Raw genomic sequence first — 18005 nt, 5'->3', positions numbered from 1 at the left:
CTGCAACCGAAAAATTGACGACTATTTTTTATCGTGGACAGTTATACAATTTCCCAAAGATATTCCGTGGATCTTTTCTTAGCTCTGGTTGACTTGATATCAAATTAATTCTTGGGCAAAAACACCTCGGCCATCATGCAACGGGCGCTACCACCTCCACAGGTTTCAATGGTGGTCAACGAACTGTGAATAATGGGACAATGTTTTTCAATGGCCTCCCTTCGGGAGTTGTCCAAACTGTGGTAGGCGGCCGAACTCATGACCATATAGCGCTGGCCATCCGCACCTACCACCTGGAGCATGTTACCCGCAAAGTGGTACATCTGTTCTTCGGTGATGTTGATGACCTCTTTCCCATCCGATTTTAAGTGTTCCACTACATTTTTACGCTCTTTTTCATCGTCAATGGTGTCCAAACAGATAATGGCAAAGGTTTCGGCCAGGGCCATCATCACATTGGTATGGTAAATGGGCAAACGCTTCCCTTCCACCGTCTGATTGGCTGTAAAAATAACGGGCAGGTAATCAAAATCCTCACAAAATTCAATCACCAGCTCCTCCTCTGCCCTGTCTGATAAGGCGCAGTAGGCTTTTTTGTTCACCCGATCCAACAACAGGCTCCCTGTACCTTCCAAAAACACACCTTCTTCCTCTGCGGAAGTGTAATCCACCACATTGTCAATTCGGAAACCGTCCTTCTCCAAAATCTCAAAAACATCCTCACGGCGCTCGTTTCTTCGGTTTTCGGCAAACATAGGATACACGGCCACGGTTCCATCGGCATGAAACGATATCCAATTGTTGGGAAAAATGGAATCTGGGGTATCCGGTTCCTTGGTATCCTGCACCACGACCACATGTACTCCGTGGTTTCTCAATTTGGAGACAAAATCATCAAATTCCTGTTGGGCCTTGGCATTGATCTTATCTTGGCCAACACCCATTTTCTCTTGAAAATAGTTGTTCACGGCCGTCTGTTCGTTCATCCTAAAACTGATGGGGCGAACCATTAAAATGGTATTCGTTACCTGCATTACACGCTTATGTTTTTCTGTTTATTTGAGGAGGTAAATATACGTGCAAATGCAACAATTTTAAACAAAAAAAATGCCCCGGCAACCATTATATATTTTGACAAAATTCTGTCAATTAGAGTGAATGTCTGAATGAAATGAGTCGGATTTGTATCGAGAATAGGAATTTGAGCGTTTGAAACAGTTCTCGATACGTTTCCTTCGTGTAAAACACTTCGCAAACACTCGAACTGACATTAAAACTCCAAAACGGCCCAAAAAGTCAAAGGGTTGTTTTATTTAAAATTTCCATCGAAATCCACTTCGATATCAAAGGGGTTTAATAGCTTGTCCACCAAAATACTAACAGTCCTTCTGTCGAGCTGCGCTGATGGGGAGAATGCGATTTCCATTCCTGTCAAACTCCACACTTCTTTTATGGTTTCCATGGTGATTTTTTCATCGATTTTGCCCAATAAGCCCGCTAAGAATGTTGGAGTGACTCCCTGGCCGGAGGCATGCTCACTTTTTAGTTGAGGATAAAGGGGAAGCAACCCGTTCTTTAATTCAAACTCAGAGACTATCCTTTTAGGATAGAACCAGGTTTCATTGGCCCATTTATACGGAACTCCATAACCTTTGAGCACACCGGAAGCAGCAACACGCTGAATAGCTCCAAAGGCCATATCATCTGGTGCAACATCAATAAACGGCATAATATAGGCCTTACTTTCCAAAAGGGACTGCTGCACTTTTCTGATGGACACCTCGGATGTGCGTTTTTTCTCTTTAGTCGCAATTGCGGCTATGGTTCCAGCCGCTTGCCCAATGCCCAATACAACAGGCTGCAATCGTGTGGTTCCATTTACAATATTGGACACACTTATATTTTTATCCGAAACCAAAAAGTTGTCGCCCTTTTCTGGAATCAAACTTCCCATGGGAATGGAATAGCTGGGCACTTTTATATTGATAAATTCGATTTTGGGCGTATCTGGATTTTTGTCATGGTGATGATCTATGGGATAGTCTCCAACGGCAATTCCCGTTTTATATAATTGAAAATCATAGGGTCTTTCCAAATAATCCACCACCAAAAATGTTTTTCCCTTGGCCCTTCTACCCTCCCGGTGATACGGGATCATTGGAAAATTATCCTTAGTTGGAAATTCATCTGCCAGTCTTAGGTTTTTATATCCCAACTCGTTTTGAATGTAGTACACAAAACCCTGGGTGAAGGCCTTGGCCTTTTTCAAGATTTCTTCTTGCTCCACTTTCGAAAGTTCCGGCCAATTCACAAAAAAATCGTTTCCACAATTGGGCCAGTTGATCATATATTTTTTGTTCGGCAACTTTCCGTAGGTCAGCATTTGGTCACAATCGGCCACCGAACCGAACATTTCTCCTTCTTCTCGTTTGCATGCACATGCATATTCCTCCGGATTATAGTTTTTGGGCTTTTTCACCAATCCTTTTCGACTTCTAGCATCGCCAACATCCTTTAGGATGGCAACATAGGTCAAATCTTGAACAATGGTGTTGGAATTTTCTGGAGCTTCTTTTTCCCCGGTATCTTCTTTGGAATCCATTCCCAGTCTGAAATCAGCACCCACCAAAGGTAAAAGTTCACCTGTTTCCGTGGCATCGATGAGAATGGCTGCTTTGGTGGTAAAGGATTTTCCATCCTTTTTATAATGAACCAACCACTTACCATCTACTTTTTGTACGTTGCCATAACTAGCTTCATACACAATATCAAGATTGGGATGGTTTGCCATTTCGGTCAAAATTGACTTGCCCACCGAAGGCTCAAAAAGTGTATGGCTCACCCATCCGGTTGCCACCGCCTTTGGCCCACCATAATGATCATATAGTTTTTGGCGGAACTCTCCCCAAATACCGGAAGGCATTTTGTGGTTGCCATCAATGGCCGACACCCCTGCAGAGGTAAGCATCCCTCCCAACCAAATGGTTTTTTCAATAATTTGAACGCTTGCACCCATTCGTGCCGCTTGAATCCCTGCCGAAGTACCTCCAGCACCTCCTCCTACGATCACAACATCTACTTCTTTTTGTCCATTCGCTGGACATAGAAATATTGAGAATATGAATATGCAGATTATCCTTTTCATTTCTACAAGATGTTTTCCAAAGTTCTTGAAACTTCAAACAATGCCCGAGGCACATGAAAACAGCCTTTCCATTTGCCTCCTTTTAAATTTAGTAAAAGTTCTCCTTTACGGCTCAAATAGCCATACCACTCCCCACCATTTACAGGGTCCCTAAAATGGTTCCAGGTATACTCATGTACTTTTTGAAACCATTCAGCTGCCTTCGGGCTTTGGTCAATGGCATAGGTTTTAGCAAGGGCTACCAAAGTTTCCAGGTGCACCCACCATAATTTTTGGTCCCATTCCAATTTCTCAGGCGGGTGTCCTTTGGCATCCATAAAATAAAAGATACCTCCGTATTCTTTGTCCCATCCCTTTTCGAGTTGTTGATACATAACTGATTCGGCCTTTTTGACCAGATTGGGGTCATTTTTTCGCATGCCAATGTTCATTACAAACCACATGGCCTCAATGGCATGGCCGGGATTCAACAACCTTCCCTCAAAACTGTCCACAAACTTGCCTTCAGAGGAAATATTTTCGTAGACCAAACCACTTTCCGCATCATAAAACTGGTTCATGATCAAATCCACAATGGTGTTTGTTAAATCCTCAACTTGATTTCCTTCCAATACATGTTCAAGTTCCAATGCCAGGTTACACAGGATCATAGGAAGGGCAAAATCTTGTAAATTCCGAGTTCCCGGGTACTTTTTGTTGTACTTCCCTTTGGGGTTTTGTTGTCTGGACAAAACATTTTGAAAGGTATCCTTTGCAATTTTTGCATAGCGTTCATTCCTTTCCGATTTATAATATTCACCAAACGCCATGGCAGCAAAACAGTCTGCAAAAATATTATAGGGTTGAACCAATGGATTCCCTTTTTGATCTAAGGAGAAATACCAATTTCCATCATTGTCCCGTCCAAATTTTTCTAGAAAGTCTATGCCATTCTTGGCCATTGCTTTCCAATTGGGTCTGGATTCCAGGGAATTGTACAGTTTTGAGAACGTCCATACCTGTCTTGCCTGTAACCAAATAAATTTGTCCGTGTCGTATACTTTTCCCTCAGGGGTGAGGCAGGTAAAATACCCTCCATAAATTGAATCGTTGGAAAACTTCTCCCAAAAAGGAATAACTTCTTCCAAAAGTTCCGACCTATATAATTGGGCATACTCTTTCAAAGTGGTTATGATTTTAGGTTTGTGGAAACCTCTTCTTCGAAATATTCCATATAACGATTGTACAAATGACCCGCCTGCAAATAGGATGATTGCGGACTCATAAAATGTGAAAACTCAAACGTGATGGCCTTTTCACATCCTGCTCTTTTGGCTGCTTGCATTTTCAACAACAATTTTTCAAATTTTATAGGGAGGAATTTAATGGGCATATCACGATCAAAAGATTCGATATTGGTCCATGATTGCATCCCGTAGGTATCTGCCAGTTTTTTGTTGATGACCAAGTATTCTTCCAGCTCATCATAATCCACATGACCATCTTGAAATGCTACAATATCAACAGCACCTTGGATACCTTCAAAAATTTCATTCCATTCCTTAAAATGCTCTTCCATAGAAATTGCATTGTCCTTGGCCGTTGCACTCTCTGATGCCATAACGGCCTTTTTTCCATCAATCCAAGGGGAAATTAAAACTGGAAGGTTATTACTAACAGCTTTGCAGTGCTTACCCAATTGTGCAATTGAAGTGATTGCGCCTTTGGTCTTTCTACTGAGTTCAAGGCTCAAATACCAACCTTTGAAACTTTGGTAATGTCCATACTTCTGAAAAACTTCTTCAATGACTTTGAGGTTCACATCGACCTCGTTGGTCATGTCCCCAGTTTTCCAGTATTCTCCACTATCGTAGGTTCCAAAATAGAAATCCATTCCATACTCGTCCGACAGTTCCAAAAATTGTTGGACCAAATCCACTGGCGGGGTAAAGCATCCTTTTTTTTGAATAAGATACGCTGATGGGTAGGTGAGAAACTTTTGGTATCCGCAACGAATCAGTACCACCGTATTGATTCCCATCTTCTTCATATGCTGGAAATCTTTATCCCATTCTTTTCTGCCCCAATTCTGATGCGGAATATCATGGCTTATTTCATCCAAAAAAGTTGCGCTGATCAATAAACCCTTTTCCATGTTATTCAACATTTTTTAAGTTGTCCCACCAGAATTTCTTCAACAAATAGCTTGTCAGAATCAAAATAGCGGACCATATCACCATTTCCGTATTCTCTCGAAGCATAAAATAGATAGGGATGACAACCTGGGCCATTTGCCAAACGATACCCACAATCACATTAAAAGTATCCCGCTTGAAATCCATGTTAGGAACAAATGATGGATCTTCCTGCACGACTTCCTTTTTTATTGGCCCCCAAAAACCCCAAGGTTTGGTCTGTTTGTAAAATTGTTTCACTTTTTCCCTGTTTGGAAGTGGTTCTACATAAGTTCCAATAATGCATCCCAAAAGAGAAAACAGGAAGATGATAGGGAAAACAAAGATGTCTACATACTCCGGGAAGAAAAACAGTTTTACCGTCGAGGCAATCAGTCCAAAGAGCATGCCCCAGAAATATCCGTTCCCGCTAAAGCGCCACCAGATCCATTTGAGTACATTGGCCGCCACATAACCTCCATACAGGGCAGAGCTCAACCACAAAATCAGTTCGTTAAGGGAACCGGCATTTAGTCCGAAAATGATGCCGACCATCACCATTCCCAATGAGGATAAGATGCTCAGTTTCACCAAACGCTTATCGGTTGCTCCCGGATTGATGTATTTCTTATAGATGTCATTTACAAGGTAAGCTGGAGCTGCATTCACAAAGGCAGCAAAAGTACCCATAAAAGCAGCCAAGAACCCGGCCAACATCAACCCTTTAAGGCCTACGGGAAGAAATTTGTTGATCGCCATTGGCAACACCTGCTCAAAATCGATATTTTCTCCCATGGCCAATAGTTCAGGGCCCAGATACACCAGTGCCAGAACCGTGAAACCAACAATCATAAAATAACGGGGAATATAAAGCACGCAAATAGTCAAAAAACTCATCTTTGCAGCTTCCCCAGGGTTTTTGGTCGCCAAGATTCGTTGCATATCATAAGAGGGTACTGGACCGGCGATAGAGGCGAAAATGCCTTTGAGCACCATTAACACGAACAGCAAACCAAAGAGGTCAAAGCCATCTTTCGCTATTTTGGCATTCACTTGTGGAAACGCGGCATTGCTCCAATCCAGATTTAGATTCCAACCGAACATCAAGTCTTTCCAGCCATTGGGAACCACTTTATCAATTTGACCGGTATCAACCATGGTATAGGCAATTATCCCCACACCGATGCACGCTATGGTCATAATCACAAATTGCATGACCTCTGTAGCCACCACACTATGCATTCCACCCTTAACAGTATAAAGGGAAGTGAGTCCACAAACCAGCAAAGCATAGCTTTTTGCCGAAGAAACCTGATAGCCCAGAATATCAAAGGCCAAATCCCATGGTAAAATAGAGGTGCAGTATTTCCCTATCCCCTCAAAAAAGTAGGCGATAAAACCAAGTACACTGATGACCGCAAATATGACGATGATGATATGGGAAAGTTTGGCGCCTTTTCCATCCCCAAAACGAAAAGTGATCCATTCGGCGCCCGTCATCACATTGGATCTTCGCATCCAAATGGCCAGATATACGAAGATAAACACCTGATTCCATACAGGCCAAAGCCATGGCAACCAAGCACTTTTAAGGCCATAGACAAAAAGAATGCCCACCGTCCACATGGTGCCTGAGATATCGAACATGCCAGAGGCATTGCTCAACCCTAAATAATACCAGGGCAGTTGATTGCCTCCCAAAAAATAGGATTCCAAGTTTCGAGAAGATCTTTTGGAGAGATAAAATCCGAGTGCCAGAACCCCGATTATATAAGCAATAACGATTCCAATATCCCAATACGAAAGTGTCATAAAGTGCTTATATATAGGCCTTATGGTCTAATATACGCAAATATCCTTTTCGCTTGGAGAAGGTAATTCCGAAAAAAAAAACGACTAACTTCTAATCAGGGGCATTGTACTGCATCGCAGCAATCCTTCTTGTTTGGCAATCTCTGCATACGGAATTTCCTCCACGGTAAATCCTTGTTCCCTGAGCCAGTTGTTCAAGCGTGTAAAGTTTTGTTCTGAAACCACCACTTCTGGAGAAATGGAGAACACATTGCTGAACATCTGGTACATTTCATCTTTGGTAATCTCAAAAATGTTTTCCTGGCCAAAATAGTCTACTAACCATTGGTATTCTTCTTCCACCAAAAAACCATTTTTATGAAGAATGGCCTTGCCTTTTCCAACAGGCTGAAAACAGCAATCCAAATGCAAAGCATTGTCCTTTGCGTTAGTATTGGATTTACGCAGTTCAAAGGATTTTACCTTTTTATGTGGAAACTGCTCTTTGATAAATTCTACAGCTTCTTTATTCGTTCTTGCCGTGATGTAATCTGGATAATCATCACCAGTGTAAGTGCCAATAAAGATATAATCGTTCCAGGGCATTACATCGCCACCTTCAATATGCACTTCCTCTGGAGGTCGGATAATTTTATTGGGATCAATTTTGTCCAAAACATGCTGAATGGCCTCAAACTCCCTCTCGCGATCGGGCAAAATATTGGAGTGGAACAATTTGTCCTCGATCACAAAGGCTATGTCCCTAGAAAAAATCTGGTTACAGTCTTCCAAAATTGATGGTCTAAAAACCTCTACATTATATTTTTTGAACACGTCGGCAAAGGCGTCCATCTCCTTGATCATATCTTCCTCTACGGGATAGGTACCTGCTAAAATGTGTTCCAGTGATTTTGGATCATAGGCCTCTTCGGGTTTTGGGGTTGGTCCGCAACTTTCCGCAGTTCCCAATATCACAGCTTTTAGCTGGTTTGTTTCATTCTTAACATGTAATTGCATCATATAACTATGCTTCACTTTTGGACTAAATGCCCCTTTAAAGGAAAATCCTCAAAAATTCTGTGGCAAAACTAGTGCTTTGTTGTCGATTTTCCATTGACTAAAACAGAAAAAAACTTGATACCACAAAGGCATTCCACAAAATGTTATGAATATAAATTATATAGTTTTAACCAATTGATTTATAGTTTGTTAAAATCAAATCATTTTATCGATTTACCTTTCAAAAATGCAAAATTTTGATGCATATTGACTACATTTAATAGAAGAAAAAACCTTTAGGATGAAAAAAATTGTTCTCCCTTTCTGTTTTATCATTCTGGTAAGTATTGGTTTGTTATCGATGAATTCGTTTCCTCCCAAAGTCAATTTGTCCAAAGCTTTCAAATTTGAAAAAGAGAATGCTTCCAAACAAGCCACGAAATATGCAGATTGTATTAATGAAGCCGATTTTTCCAGATTTGACAGTATTGGTTTGAACAAACCCTCCCTGCACAAAGATGTACTTTTTAACGAGATAAATATATGTCTGGAAAAATATCGGCAATCGCTGGATTCTACGGTTAAAAACCTTAGTACCATTGATGCCCACGAATTTTTGCACAATGAATATGACAGATGCAAGACCATTGTTGATAAAGGGTCCGTATCAGAAATAAAAGCGTATTACCACAAAGGTATAATGCAGATATGTTATGACCGAGATAAGTCTTTGAATCAAACCTCAAACAAAGTTGCTAAACTATAGAAATTAGAAAAGGCAATCTTAATCAAGATTGCCTTTTATTTTAGTTGTAATATCTTGGATTATTATCTTTTATCAACCTTTACAAAAGGTCTAAGATTTTCCCCAATATATATTTGCCTTGGTCTTCCTATTGGCTCTCCCCTCAATCGCATTTCGCGCCATTGGGCTATCCAACCGGGCAATCTGCCCAAAGCGAACATTACGGTGAACATTTCTGTTGGTATTCCAAGGGCACGGTAGATGATTCCCGAGTAGAAATCCACATTGGGATATAATTTTCTTTTTACAAAGTACTCATCCTCCAGTGCTTCTTTTTCCAATCCTTTGGCTATATCCAAAATAGGATCTTCTATACCCAAATTACCCAATACTTCATCCGCAGATTTTTTAATGATTCTTGCTCTTGGGTCAAAATTCTTATAAACACGGTGTCCAAAGCCCATTAATCTAAAAGGGTCGTTTTTATCCTTGGCCTTGGCCATATATTTTTTAGTATCGCCTCCATCTTCCTGAATAGCTTCCAACATCTCCAGAACGGCCTGATTGGCTCCTCCGTGCAATGGCCCCCACAATGCAGAGATACCGGCAGAAAGCGAAGCAAAAAGTCCAGCATGTGATGAGCCCACAATACGCACTGTAGATGTAGAACAGTTTTGTTCATGATCCGCATGTAGGATCAATAATTTATCCAAGGCATCAATGGCAATGGTATCTTTTTTATACTCTTGGTTTGGTTTTTTGAACATCATTTTGTGTATGTTCTCCACATAACCCAAGGTATCGTCACCATAATCCAAAGGAAGTCCTTTTTTCTTACGTTGCGCCCATGCCACCAACACCGGAAATTTTGCAAGTATTCTCACAATAGAGCGGTACATTGCGGCTTCTGATGAAACATCCACTGAGGTTGGGTTAAACGCCACCAAAGCACTTGTCAACGAAGACAACACGCCCATGGGGTGGGCCGATTTTGGAAAACCGTCCAAAATCTTTTTCATTTCTTCATCTACATGAGATTCTTCTTTAATATCATTATGAAAAGTGGTAAGCTGCTCCTTGTTGGGCAATTCGCCAAAAATTAGAAGGTAGGCCACTTCAAGAAAATCCGCCTTCTCCGCCAAATCTTCAATGGAATATCCCCTATAACGTAAAATCCCCTTCTCTCCGTCCAAAAAAGTAATAGCACTCTCACACGAGCCAGTATTTTTATAACCCGGGTCTATGGTCACCATGCCACTTGTGCCCCTCAGGGTTTTAATATCTATAGCCAGTTCATCCTCAGTACCTTTTATTACTGGGAACTCGTATTTTTCACCTGCATATTCAAGTATCGCTTTGTCAGACATTTTATGTTTTAAAAGATTAGTAAAATAGAAACGGAAATTTACGAAAAAGCATAGGCATTAACAATTTCCAAGCCTCATTTATAGTATTGTTAACTATAGAATTTGTAGGTCGAAAATTAAACGGGTAGTTTACTGCAAATTGTATAAATATTTATAGTAATTATCCACCGATTTTTTCCAGGTGAAGCGTTTTTTCTTGGCGGCAGTTTGAATTTTCTTCCAAGTGGGCTTGTCATTTTGATAAACATCCAGCGCCAAATCAAAAGTTTCCAGCATACTCTTGATCTTTTCATCATAGGTATCGCCATCAAAACTAAAACCAGTTTTCATATGCTCAACTGTATCTTTTAGTCCACCGGTATGGTGCACTAAACAAGGATTGCCATTGCGCATGGACAACATTTGGCTGATTCCACAGGGTTCAAAAAGGCTGGGCATAAAGTAAAGATCAGATTCCAAGTAAATGGAATCTATAAGATTCTCCGATTGGCCATTGGTAAAAACAAAGTTTTTGTGTTCATAGCTCAATTGCCTGAAAAGCTCTTCATATTCGGGTGCCCCAGTTCCCAAAAGCATAAAAATGCCATCAACCTTTTTCAACTTTTCCAAAATCTGTACAAAAGCTTCGGGAGAGCGCCTAAAAAAATAGAATTTTTGTTCTGTAAGCCTAGCAACACTGGAAACAATGAACTTCGGTCTATTGTCCACATATTCCATGATTTTTTCACCGGTATGGGCTAAAAAGTCTGCTTTATATTTTTTGGATTCTTCCTGCAGCCATCTAAAGATTGCCTTTACGGTATTTCTATAGATAAACCCTTTTTCTTCTTTGTTGATGTTTTTGTAATTGCATCCATTTAAAATACCGAAGAGTCTTCCATCCTTGTCAGCTTGCTGTAAATCTTTTTCCAATCCTTCCCCACCAATAAACTCGGGTGGAGAACTTGGCAACAACACATCCTCTTTATAAGATGGCGAAACCGTGTGCACGGCATCTGCAAAACGAATTCCAACCGCCATTAAGTTGATACAATCTTGATAACGATAGTCCATAAGGGCCATATAGTCAATAGGCACATCTGGAAACCAATTCACCACAGATGAATAATTATCGTTAAATGGCCTTATGCCCTGAATGGCAAGGTTATGAATGCTATAAACCGTACGAATGTCCTTCAGGTTTTTGTAATCGGGATGGTATTCCCTTAAAAACAACAGTAGGCTGGAATGCCAGTCGTGCAAATGAATGATATCCAATTTCCCAAAGGCTCCCTTTTTGATTGCCTCTGCGACACCTGTGCAAAAAATGAAGTACTTTATGGCATCTGTGTAAAAAGGTTCCTCCGGGTCGTTATGGTAAATGTGCGCAATATCCCCAGCTTCAATTTCCGGGTGGTGCAGGACATAATGAACAATATTGGGAAATTCTTTCTTGGGCTTTACTTCATAAAGTTCAGCTGTATATGCCAAACCACGTAGCTTAAAGTTAAGGTTGGTCTTAAAAAGTCCATCTTGGTGAAGTCTGCCGTAGGAAGGAACAATAACATGCACCTTATCTCCCTTATCGGCAATTTGTCTTGGAACATCCCTGACCACATCGCCCATACCTCCGGCCTTGCAATTGGCCAAGGCATCGTTTTCTGCCGCAGCAAAAAGAAAATTGTTCATTAGGTAAGTTTTGTTTGGTTTACCCAATTAAGGTAGCCAAAGTTTATCTCTGAAACAAAAAAAAGCCTTTCACAATATGGAAAGGCTTTTTCAATGCTATAAAATCATTATGATTACTTTACTTTGAATGCTTTTTCTTGTGGATAGTACGCCGTACTTCCCAATTCTTCCTCTATTCTAAGTAATTGATTGTATTTTGCCATTCTATCACTTCGTGACGCAGAACCTGTCTTAATTTGTCCCGTATTCAAGGCAACCGCCAAATCTGCAATGGTGTTATCTTCAGTTTCCCCGGATCTGTGAGACATTACCGAAGTGTACCCAGCATTCTTTGCCATGTTCACTGCTGCAATGGTTTCAGACAACGTTCCAATTTGGTTTACTTTGATCAAAATAGAATTGGCAATTCCGTTTTCAATTCCCCTAGACAATCTTTCTACATTGGTCACGAACAAATCATCACCAACCAACTGTACTTTATCACCAACTTTATCCGTCAACATTTTCCAACCATCCCAATCATTCTCATCCATTCCATCTTCAATGGAGATAATAGGGTATTTTGAGCAAAGGTCGGCCAAATATTGTGCCTGCTCTTCAGAAGTTCTCACCACACCTTTATCGCCTTCAAATTTGGTGTAATCGTATTTTCCATCCACATAAAACTCAGCGGAAGCACAATCCAAAGCGATCATTACATCATCACCCAATTTGTATCCTGCTTTGTCCACAGCTTTTGCAATAGTATCCAAAGCATCTTCGGTTCCACCCTCTAAAGTTGGCGCAAAACCACCTTCATCACCAACAGCCGTGCTTAAACCTCTATCGTGCAATACTTTTTTAAGGTTGTGGAAGATTTCAGTTCCCATTTGCATGGAATGGCTAAAATCATTCGCCTTAACGGGCATAACCATAAATTCCTGAAATGCGATTGGAGCATCTGAGTGAGATCCTCCATTAATGATATTCATCATGGGCACTGGCAATGTATTTGCGCTTACGCCACCAACATATCGGTATAAAGGCATTCCCAATTCGTTAGCTGCCGCTTTTGCCGCTGCAAGGGAAACTCCTAAAATGGCATTGGCACCCAATTTTGACTTGTTAGGTGTTCCATCCAAAGCAATCATGGCCTCATCTATCTGATTTTGCTCAAATACGGATGTTCCCACCAATTCTTCAGCAATGATAGTATTTACATTATTGACGGCCTGACCAACTCCTTTTCCCATAAAAGAAGCTCCACCATCCCTTAATTCAACAGCTTCATGCTCTCCTGTGGAAGCACCTGAAGGCACTGCTGCTCTTCCTAAAACCCCATTCTCGGTAATTACGTCCACTTCTACTGTTGGATTACCTCTTGAGTCTAAAATTTGTCTTGCATGAATGTTGATAATGATACTCATCTGCTGCTATTTATGGTTGAAAAATTAATTGGGCAAAGATACGAAAGGAGCGTATTAGAATTTCATGAAAATTGTCATGAAACATTGTCAATAACATAAAAATAACCTACAACGTTTTAGTTCCTGCTAGTTTTGATCGCTTCAAAGAACTGGTCGAACAGATATTCAGCATCATGTGGTCCGGGACTTGCCTCTGGATGATATTGCACTGAAAACACTTCTTTGTCCTTCATTTTTATCCCTGCAACGGTATTGTCGTTCAAATGGGTGTGGGTAATCTCCAGTTCAGGATTTGCCTCTGTATCTTCCCTGTTTACCGCAAAACCATGATTTTGAGAGGTTATTTCTCCTTTTCCGGTTACCAAATTCAAGATAGGGTGGTTGATTCCCCTATGCCCGTTGTGCATTTTATAGGTGGATACACCATTGGCCAAGGCCAAAACTTGATGTCCCAAACAGATCCCGAACAAAGGCTTATCCGATTTGATCATTTCCTTTGCTGTAGCAATGGCATCGGTCAACGGTTCCGGATCTCCAGGACCATTTGAAATAAAATAGCCATCAGGGTTCCATTTTTTCATTTCTTCAAACGAGGTGTTGTATGGGAACACTTTGATATAGGCTCCTCTTTTGGCCAGGTTTCTAAGGATGTTCTTTTTGATACCAATGTCCAAAGCGGAAATCTTGTACTCGGCATTCTCCTCACCATAATAATAAGGTTCTTTGGCAGAAACTTTTGATGCCAGCTCCAATCCTTCCATACTGGGGACTTTTTTCAGCTCTTCTTTCAAGGCATCAATTTCATCGACCCTAGTAGAAATCAAAGCGTTCATTGCCCCGTTGTCACGGATGTAGCTTACCAAGGCTCTTGTGTCCACATCGGATATGGCAAAAAGGTTGTTCTTGTCCAAAAACTCCAACAGGCTCATATCTGCATTAGGACGAGAATATTCATAGCTAAAGTTCTTTACAATAAGTCCAGCTATTTTGATGGAATCGGATTCGATTTCATCGGAATTGGTGCCATAATTTCCAATATGGGCATTGGTGGCCACCATGATTTGCCCAAAATAGGATGGGTCGGTAAAAATTTCCTGGTACCCGGTCATACCAGTGTTAAAACATACTTCGCCCACAGCTGTACCTTCCTTATTCCCAATGGCCTTGCCATAGAAAATAGTACCGTCTGCCAATAATACCAGTGCTTTTTTCTTTGAGTGATACTTCATTGCGCTTTTTTAATTTCAATTTGACAAAAAAACATAAAAAAAGGATAAGTTTTCACTTATCCTTTTTTTAATAATTCAATAGTTAGTAACATATTGTTATTCTTCTGAATCATCTGCTTTTTGTGTTTCAGCAACTGGAGCAGCTGCTTCCACTTTTTTAGCTCCACCTCTTCTACTTCTTCTTGTGGTTTTCTTAGCTGGTTTCTTACCGGCATTGTACAGTTCGTTAAAGTCAACCAACTCTATCATTGCCATATCAGCATTATCCCCAAGACGGTTACCCAACTTGATGATTCTAGTATATCCTCCAGGTCTGTCACCAACCTTTTCCGCTACGGTACTAAAAAGTTCGGTTACCGCTTCTTTGCTTCTTAGGTTACTGAAAACAATCCTTCTGTTGTGCGTACCTTTTTCGGTAGTTTGATTGTTCTCTGTTTTAGACTTGGTAATCAACGGCTCTACAAATTGTTTTAAAGCTTTTGCTTTTGCAACTGTAGTGTTGATTCTCTTATGCTCTATTAGGGAACATGCCATATTGGCTAACATAGCCTTTCTATGGGCAGCTGTTCTTCCTAAGTGGTTAAATTTCTTTCCGTGTCTCATGTTATTGTTTTATCATCTTGCTACCAAACTCGTAGGTTACGAGGAGCAAAATATGATTACTTAATCTTTGTCCAGTTTATATTTAGATAAATCCATTCCAAATTGAAGTCCTTTGTTGATTACCAACTCTTCCAATTCGGTCAATGATTTTTTACCAAAGTTTCTGAACTTCATCAAATCATTTTTGTTGAAGGAAACCAAATCTCCCAAAGTATCAACCTCGGCAGCTTTAAGACAGTTCAACGCCCTTACGGACAAGTCCATGTCTACCAACTTGGTTTTTAACAACTGACGCATATGCAATGATTCTTCATCGTAAGTCTCGGTCTGAGCAATTTCATCAGCCTCAAGGGTGATACGCTCGTCAGAGAACAACATAAAGTGGTGAATCAAAACCTTAGCGGCTTCTGTCAATGCATCTTTTGGGTGGATAGAACCATCTGTGATGATTTCAAAAACCAATTTTTCGTAATCGGTCTTTTGCTCTACCCTAAAGTTTTCTATGCTGTATTTTACGTTCTTTACGGGAGTGTAAACAGAATCAACCGCAATGCTACCCAAAGGTGCATTGGATTTTTTGTTTTCCTCAGCAGGAACATAACCACGCCCTTTTTCAATAATAACCTCTAGGTTAATACTTACTTTAGGGTCCATGTTACAGATAACCAAATCAGGATTCAGTACTTGGTATCCTGAAATAAACTTTTGGAAATCACCGGCGGTCAATTGCTCTTTTCCACTAACGGAAACTGAAACAGTCTCGCTCTCAACATCATCAATCTGTCTTTTGAAACGAACCTGCTTTAGGTTCAAGATCATTTCCGTAACGTCTTCAACAACGCCAGGGATAACAGAAAACTCATGTTCAACTCCATCAATACGCACAGAAGTGATAGCAAAACCTTCCAAAGAGGAAAGAAGAACTCTTCTCAACGCATTTCCAACTGTTAATCCATAACCAGGTTCCAAAGGGCGAAATTCAAATTTCCCTTCGAAATCTGTTGAATCTATCATTATAACTTTATCGGGCTTCTGAAAATTAAGTAATGCCATATTGGATTAATGTTGATTTTATTTAGAGTATAACTCGACTATTAATTGTTCCTTGATATTCTCAGGAATCTGCATTCTTTCAGGAATGGCAACGTACGTACCTTCTTTCTTTTCGGAATTCCATGTAATCCATTCGTAAACACTGCTATTGTTGGCCAATGAATCATTGATGGCTTGTACGGATTTAGATTTTTCCCTTACCGCAACAACATCACCAGCTTTTAGAGAGTAAGAAGGAATGTTCACGATTTCACCGTTTACGGTGATGTGTCTGTGTGAAACCAGCTGTCTTGCACCGCTCCTTGAAGGAGAAAGTCCCATTCTGTAGACAACATTGTCCAAACGGGATTCACACAATTGAAGCAATACCTCACCGGTTACTCCCTTGCTACGGTTTGCTTTGGCAAAAAGGTTTCTAAATTGTTTTTCTAAAATACCATAGGTATACTTGGCTTTTTGCTTCTCCATCAACTGGATTGCGTATTCAGACTTTTTACCACGGCGTCTGTTGTTTCCGTGTTGTCCTGGAGGGTAACTTTTCTTTTCGAAGGCTTTATCGTCTCCGAAAATCGCTTCTCCAAATTTTCTAGCGATCTTTGATTTTGGTCCTGTGTATCTTGCCATCTTCTTTAGTTTTGAAAGTGCGATTATGAATTAAGGCTTATCCTTCGATAATCTATAGTGCACTTTCGTGAAGACCCTTTTGGGCCCATTATGATTATTAATTAAACTCTTCTTCTTTTAGGAGGTCTACAACCGTTGTGCGGTAGTGGAGTAACATCTACGATTTCTGTAACTTCTATTCCAGCATTGTGGATAGAACGAATTGCAGACTCTCTACCGTTTCCAGGTCCTTTTACATAAACCTTTACTTTTCTAAGACCAGCTTCGTGTGCTACTTTTGCACAATCCTCGGCAGCAACCTGGGCAGCATAGGGAGTGTTCTTTTTAGAACCCCTAAAACCTAGTTTCCCTGCAGAAGACCAAGAGATTACATCTCCTTTTTTATTGGTCAAAGAAATGATGATATTGTTGAATGACGCAGTAACGTGTGCTTCTCCTGTAGATTCTACAACTACTTTACGCTTCTTCGTTGTTTTAGTACTTGCCTTTGCCATAATACCTACCTATTATTTAGTTGCTTTCTTTTTGTTGGCAACCGTTTTTCTTTTTCCTTTTCTTGTCCTAGAGTTGTTCTTGGTACGCTGACCTCTAAGTGGCAATCCAGATCTGTGACGAATTCCACGGTAACAACCAATATCCATCAATCGTTTGATGTTCAATTGCGTTTCTGAGCGAAGTTCTCCTTCAATGGTGAAAGCGGAAACAGCTTCCCTGATTTTTCCTATTTCATCATCATTCCAATCTGAAACTTTGGTATCCTCACTTACTTGGGCTTTTGCCAAAATCTCTTGGGCTCTACTTTTACCAATTCCGTAAATGTAGGTAAGTGAAATAACTCCACGCTTTTGTTTAGGTATATCTACACCTGCAATTCTTGCCATAATTACCCTTGTCTTTGTTTAAATCTAGGATTCTTTTTGTTGATTACGTATAATCTGCCTTTTCTGCGAACTATCTTGCATTCGGCGCTTCTTTTCTTAACTGATGCTCTAACTTTCATCGTATTAGTATCTGTAAGTAATTCTTGCTTTTGTTAAATCATATGGGCTCATTTCAAGTTTTACCTTGTCCCCTGGAAGTAATTTGATATAGTGCATACGCATTTTTCCAGAGATATGAGCTGTAACAACATGACCGTTCTCTAATTCAACTCTAAACATTGCGTTGGACAATGCTTCAATTATAGTTCCGTCTTGTTCTATTGCTGGCTGCTTTGCCATAA

General features: G+C 40.4%; 18 protein-coding genes. 1 reads left to right on the top strand and 17 read right to left on the bottom strand.

The annotated features are described in order from the left end of the window. Nucleotides 1-104: 104 nt before the first annotated feature. From ctlX to ACOQO1_RS18170, 6 genes are all read right to left on the bottom strand, one after another. On the bottom strand, nt 105-1034 hold the full coding sequence (gene ctlX, locus ACOQO1_RS18195; protein WP_420604285.1) for a citrulline utilization hydrolase CtlX: 930 nt from the start codon (nt 1032-1034) through the stop codon (nt 105-107). A 275-nt stretch (nt 1035-1309) separates the two neighbouring features. Further along, entirely contained in the window at nt 1310-3145 is a 1836-nt protein-coding gene (locus ACOQO1_RS18190; RefSeq protein WP_420604284.1) for an FAD-dependent oxidoreductase, read from the bottom strand. Nucleotides 3146-3147: 2 nt separating this feature from the next. Then, nucleotides 3148-4308, bottom strand: a complete 1161-nt coding sequence (locus ACOQO1_RS18185; RefSeq protein WP_420604283.1) for an AGE family epimerase/isomerase — start codon at nt 4306-4308, stop codon at nt 3148-3150. Nucleotides 4309-4313: 5 nt separating this feature from the next. After that, the gene (locus tag ACOQO1_RS18180) at nt 4314-5279 is read right to left on the bottom strand and encodes a DUF4434 domain-containing protein (protein ID WP_420604282.1); all 966 of its coding nucleotides are present in this window, start codon (nt 5277-5279) and stop codon (nt 4314-4316) included. A 1-nt stretch (nt 5280) separates the two neighbouring features. Next, nucleotides 5281-7110 (bottom strand): sodium:solute symporter family protein, encoded by a 1830-nt coding sequence (locus ACOQO1_RS18175; RefSeq protein ID WP_420604281.1) that lies wholly within the window; start codon nt 7108-7110, stop codon nt 5281-5283. Nucleotides 7111-7194: 84 nt separating this feature from the next. Continuing rightward, complete coding sequence (locus ACOQO1_RS18170) at nt 7195-8109, bottom strand: dimethylarginine dimethylaminohydrolase family protein (RefSeq protein ID WP_420604280.1); 915 nt, start codon at nt 8107-8109, stop codon at nt 7195-7197. Nucleotides 8110-8389: 280 nt separating this feature from the next. On the opposite strand from ACOQO1_RS18170, the gene ACOQO1_RS18165 reads away from it, so the two are divergent. Beyond that, nucleotides 8390-8854, top strand: coding sequence for a hypothetical protein (locus tag ACOQO1_RS18165; RefSeq protein WP_420604279.1), 465 nt, complete (start codon nt 8390-8392; stop codon nt 8852-8854). A 62-nt stretch (nt 8855-8916) separates the two neighbouring features. On the opposite strand, the gene ACOQO1_RS18160 is transcribed toward ACOQO1_RS18165, so the two are convergent. From ACOQO1_RS18160 to infA, 11 genes are all read right to left on the bottom strand, one after another. Then, the gene (locus tag ACOQO1_RS18160; RefSeq protein ID WP_420604278.1) at nt 8917-10200 is read right to left on the bottom strand and encodes a citrate synthase; all 1284 of its coding nucleotides are present in this window, start codon (nt 10198-10200) and stop codon (nt 8917-8919) included. 129 nt (nt 10201-10329) lie between these two features. After that, nucleotides 10330-11868, bottom strand: a complete 1539-nt coding sequence (locus tag ACOQO1_RS18155) for a glycogen synthase (protein ID WP_420604277.1) — start codon at nt 11866-11868, stop codon at nt 10330-10332. Between the two features lie 113 nt (nt 11869-11981). Further along, entirely contained in the window at nt 11982-13274 is a 1293-nt protein-coding gene (gene eno / locus ACOQO1_RS18150) for a phosphopyruvate hydratase (protein WP_420604276.1), read from the bottom strand. A 116-nt stretch (nt 13275-13390) separates the two neighbouring features. Then, nucleotides 13391-14503, bottom strand: coding sequence for a glutamine-hydrolyzing carbamoyl-phosphate synthase small subunit (gene carA, locus ACOQO1_RS18145; protein WP_420604275.1), 1113 nt, complete (start codon nt 14501-14503; stop codon nt 13391-13393). 96 nt (nt 14504-14599) lie between these two features. Continuing rightward, entirely contained in the window at nt 14600-15106 is a 507-nt protein-coding gene (gene rplQ / locus ACOQO1_RS18140) for a 50S ribosomal protein L17 (RefSeq protein ID WP_420604274.1), read from the bottom strand. Nucleotides 15107-15166: 60 nt separating this feature from the next. Next, nucleotides 15167-16159: a DNA-directed RNA polymerase subunit alpha gene (locus ACOQO1_RS18135; protein WP_097047045.1), complete on the bottom strand. Its 993-nt coding sequence runs from the start codon at nt 16157-16159 to the stop codon at nt 15167-15169. A gap of 18 nt (nt 16160-16177) precedes the next feature. Continuing rightward, on the bottom strand, nt 16178-16783 hold the full coding sequence (gene rpsD / locus ACOQO1_RS18130; RefSeq protein WP_420604273.1) for a 30S ribosomal protein S4: 606 nt from the start codon (nt 16781-16783) through the stop codon (nt 16178-16180). A 101-nt stretch (nt 16784-16884) separates the two neighbouring features. After that, nucleotides 16885-17277 carry a 30S ribosomal protein S11 gene (gene rpsK / locus ACOQO1_RS18125; RefSeq protein ID WP_097047043.1) on the bottom strand — a complete coding sequence of 131 codons (393 nt, stop codon included), beginning with the start codon at nt 17275-17277 and terminating at the stop codon, nt 16885-16887. A 12-nt stretch (nt 17278-17289) separates the two neighbouring features. Then, the gene (gene rpsM, locus ACOQO1_RS18120; RefSeq protein WP_249655656.1) at nt 17290-17664 is read right to left on the bottom strand and encodes a 30S ribosomal protein S13; all 375 of its coding nucleotides are present in this window, start codon (nt 17662-17664) and stop codon (nt 17290-17292) included. A 2-nt stretch (nt 17665-17666) separates the two neighbouring features. Beyond that, entirely contained in the window at nt 17667-17783 is a 117-nt protein-coding gene (gene ykgO / locus ACOQO1_RS18115; RefSeq protein ID WP_073370549.1) for a type B 50S ribosomal protein L36, read from the bottom strand. 4 nt (nt 17784-17787) lie between these two features. After that, a complete protein-coding gene (gene infA, locus ACOQO1_RS18110) occupies nt 17788-18003 on the bottom strand; it encodes a translation initiation factor IF-1 (protein ID WP_014031991.1) in 216 nt (71 codons plus the stop codon). Nucleotides 18004-18005: the final 2 nt, after the last annotated feature.

It is taken from the genome of Flagellimonas sp., from assembly GCF_965222555.1.
In the GTDB taxonomy this organism is placed as follows: domain Bacteria; phylum Bacteroidota; class Bacteroidia; order Flavobacteriales; family Flavobacteriaceae; genus Flagellimonas.
This window is presented reverse-complemented; position numbering and strand designations above follow the sequence as displayed.

What these genes read in the sequence shown, in the direction of transcription:
- ACOQO1_RS18180 (WP_420604282.1), bottom strand. Translation starts at nt 5,279, where the DNA reads ATGGAAAAGGGTTTATTGATCAGCGCAACTTTTTTGGATGAAATAAGC.
- infA (WP_014031991.1), bottom strand. Translation starts at nt 18,003, where the DNA reads ATGGCAAAGCAGCCAGCAATAGAACAAGACGGAACTATAATTGAAGCA.
- ACOQO1_RS18160 (WP_420604278.1), bottom strand. Translation starts at nt 10,200, where the DNA reads ATGTCTGACAAAGCGATACTTGAATATGCAGGTGAAAAATACGAGTTC.
- ACOQO1_RS18165 (WP_420604279.1), top strand. Translation starts at nt 8,390, where the DNA reads ATGAAAAAAATTGTTCTCCCTTTCTGTTTTATCATTCTGGTAAGTATT.
- ctlX (WP_420604285.1), bottom strand. Translation starts at nt 1,034, where the DNA reads ATGCAGGTAACGAATACCATTTTAATGGTTCGCCCCATCAGTTTTAGG.
- rpsK (WP_097047043.1), bottom strand. Translation starts at nt 17,277, where the DNA reads ATGGCAAAGGCAAGTACTAAAACAACGAAGAAGCGTAAAGTAGTTGTA.
- ACOQO1_RS18170 (WP_420604280.1), bottom strand. Translation starts at nt 8,109, where the DNA reads ATGATGCAATTACATGTTAAGAATGAAACAAACCAGCTAAAAGCTGTG.
- ykgO (WP_073370549.1), bottom strand. Translation starts at nt 17,783, where the DNA reads ATGAAAGTTAGAGCATCAGTTAAGAAAAGAAGCGCCGAATGCAAGATA.
- ACOQO1_RS18175 (WP_420604281.1), bottom strand. Translation starts at nt 7,110, where the DNA reads ATGACACTTTCGTATTGGGATATTGGAATCGTTATTGCTTATATAATC.
- rpsD (WP_420604273.1), bottom strand. Translation starts at nt 16,783, where the DNA reads ATGGCAAGATACACAGGACCAAAATCAAAGATCGCTAGAAAATTTGGA.
- carA (WP_420604275.1), bottom strand. Translation starts at nt 14,503, where the DNA reads ATGAAGTATCACTCAAAGAAAAAAGCACTGGTATTATTGGCAGACGGT.
- rplQ (WP_420604274.1), bottom strand. Translation starts at nt 15,106, where the DNA reads ATGAGACACGGAAAGAAATTTAACCACTTAGGAAGAACAGCTGCCCAT.
- rpsM (WP_249655656.1), bottom strand. Translation starts at nt 17,664, where the DNA reads ATGGCAAGAATTGCAGGTGTAGATATACCTAAACAAAAGCGTGGAGTT.
- eno (WP_420604276.1), bottom strand. Translation starts at nt 13,274, where the DNA reads ATGAGTATCATTATCAACATTCATGCAAGACAAATTTTAGACTCAAGA.
- ACOQO1_RS18155 (WP_420604277.1), bottom strand. Translation starts at nt 11,868, where the DNA reads ATGAACAATTTTCTTTTTGCTGCGGCAGAAAACGATGCCTTGGCCAAT.
- ACOQO1_RS18190 (WP_420604284.1), bottom strand. Translation starts at nt 3,145, where the DNA reads ATGAAAAGGATAATCTGCATATTCATATTCTCAATATTTCTATGTCCA.
- ACOQO1_RS18135 (WP_097047045.1), bottom strand. Translation starts at nt 16,159, where the DNA reads ATGGCATTACTTAATTTTCAGAAGCCCGATAAAGTTATAATGATAGAT.